The 1,635-nt window shown below is 68.6% G+C and carries 3 protein-coding genes and 1 pseudogene; 3 read left to right on the top strand and 1 reads right to left on the bottom strand.

Going from position 1 to position 1,635, the window contains the following annotated elements; translation table 11 throughout:
- Positions 1-65 precede the first annotated feature (65 nt).
- Positions 66-425, bottom strand: a complete 360-nt coding sequence (locus tag AOK15_RS41155; RefSeq protein WP_055524370.1) for an arsenate reductase family protein — start codon at positions 423-425, stop codon at positions 66-68.
- Between the two features lie 181 nt (positions 426-606).
- Between AOK15_RS41155 and AOK15_RS41150 the strand changes: the two genes are divergently transcribed.
- From AOK15_RS41150 to AOK15_RS41145, 3 genes and pseudogenes are all read left to right on the top strand, one after another.
- The coding region (locus tag AOK15_RS41150) for a hypothetical protein (protein ID WP_157870546.1) at positions 607-830 on the top strand (224 nt) is incomplete at its 5' end.
- 294 nt (positions 831-1,124) lie between these two features.
- Positions 1,125-1,220 (top strand): annotated as a pseudogene (locus AOK15_RS48230) (DUF4360 domain-containing protein); the annotation flags it as partial.
- 2 nt (positions 1,221-1,222) lie between these two features.
- Positions 1,223-1,635: DUF4360 domain-containing protein (locus tag AOK15_RS41145; protein ID WP_240508838.1), on the top strand; the 413-nt coding region annotated here is incomplete at both ends.

Raw genomic sequence — 1,635 nt, 5'->3', positions numbered from 1 at the left:
AGATGTGTCTAAGAGACCGGGCCGGCGGAGGGTGGGTCGGGCGAGGGTGGTGTTCGAGGGTGCGCCTACCGCGACAGCGCGTCCCGTACCGCCTCCTCCGTGCGGGCCACCACCGCCGTACCGTCCTCCGCGGTGATGATGGGCCGCTGGATCAGCTTCGGGTGCTCGGCGAGAGCCGCGATCCACCGGTCGCGCGTGGCGGCGTCCCGCGCCCATTCCTTGAGACCGAGTTCCTTCGCGGCGGCCTCCTGGGTGCGGGTGATGTCCCACGGTTCGAGCCCGAGCCGGTCGAGAACCTCGCGGATCTCGTCCTCGCTCGGGATGTCCTCCAGATAGCGGCGGACGGTGTAGTCGGCACCCTCGGCGTCGAGCAGGCTGATGGCGCTGCGGCACTTGGAACAGGCCGGGTTGATCCAGATCTCCATGGCCCCAAGGTAGCCAACCGCTCCCGGCCCGCCGGAGGGCGTCCCGAGGCCCCCGAAAACCCGTGTTCCACCCCTGTCACAGAACCGCTCAAAGGCCTTCTGGCCAGGGGCGATTGTCAGTGGGGGGTAGTAAAATAGAAGCAGTGTTCGAGGGTTGCCGACGGGGGATTTCCGGCGGCNNTGAAGCACACGCTGCCGCCGGGCCGTCCGCGGGAGTGGTACATCACGCACAACCGGCGTCTGAAGGCGATGCGTCTGGCCATCGCCCTGCTGGACTCCGGTGTCTACATGCCGAACCAGGCGCGCAACGAGACGATCCGGACCACCGCCGAGGTGATCGGTGTGCACCCGCCGTCGGACACCACGTGCCACATGGTCCGGGCGCTGATGCGGTACTGCCGCTGACGCCGGCCCGCTGACCCGGCCTTCCGGTGCCGTCCGCCCCTCGGGGTGGGCGGCATCGGTGCGTTGGGGTCGTGGATCGCCGTGGATCGCCGTGGAGTGCCGCGGACCGCTCTGGGTCGCCGGATATGACGACGCGTCGGCGGTGTGGGCGCNNGGCCGGAGATCGCTCTAGCCGTGCCCGTCAGGGATCCATACGATGCGGTCGCCCCGCAGCCTTCACAGCTCTTTCACAGGTGTGCGGGGACGTCGCGCATGTCTATTGACATGTGCATGCCTATGATGGGAGAACCCCCCATGGTTCGTGGTCTCCTCCTGGGTGGCGCCGTGGCCGCCCTGTTCGCCGGAGCGCTTCCCGCGCACGCGACGGATCCCTTCGACAACCCGCCGCCGNNCCTCGCCCAGGTCGGCGGCGGCGCGCCCTCCACGGCGTTCCGCAAGAACTGCCAGCTCAACCTGAGAGTTCATGTGCCGGGCGGCTTCACGTACGCCATCGCGAGCGTCGACTACCGAGGCTTCGCCTCGCTCCAGCGCGGCGCCAACGGCACGCAGAAGGCCTCGTACTACTTCCAGGGCTCCCCGGACACGGCCGCCCGGAGCCACGCCTTCAACGGCCCGCTCGAGGACAACTGGCAGGCCACGGACGAGACCGACTGGGGCCAGCTGGTGTGGGCGCCGTGCGGTGTCGAACGCAACTTCAACATCAACACGGAGCTGCGCGTCAACCGGGGTTCGTCGCCGGCGAGCAGCACGAGCTTCATGACGATGGACTCGACGGACGGGGACATCAGCACGATCTACCACTTGG

Source organism: Streptomyces ossamyceticus (genome assembly GCF_001418475.1).
In the GTDB taxonomy this organism is placed as follows: Bacteria; Actinomycetota; Actinomycetes; order Streptomycetales; family Streptomycetaceae; genus Streptomyces; species Streptomyces ossamyceticus.
Note: the sequence above shows the minus strand (reverse complement) of the source record. Positions and strands in the feature narration are given on the sequence as shown.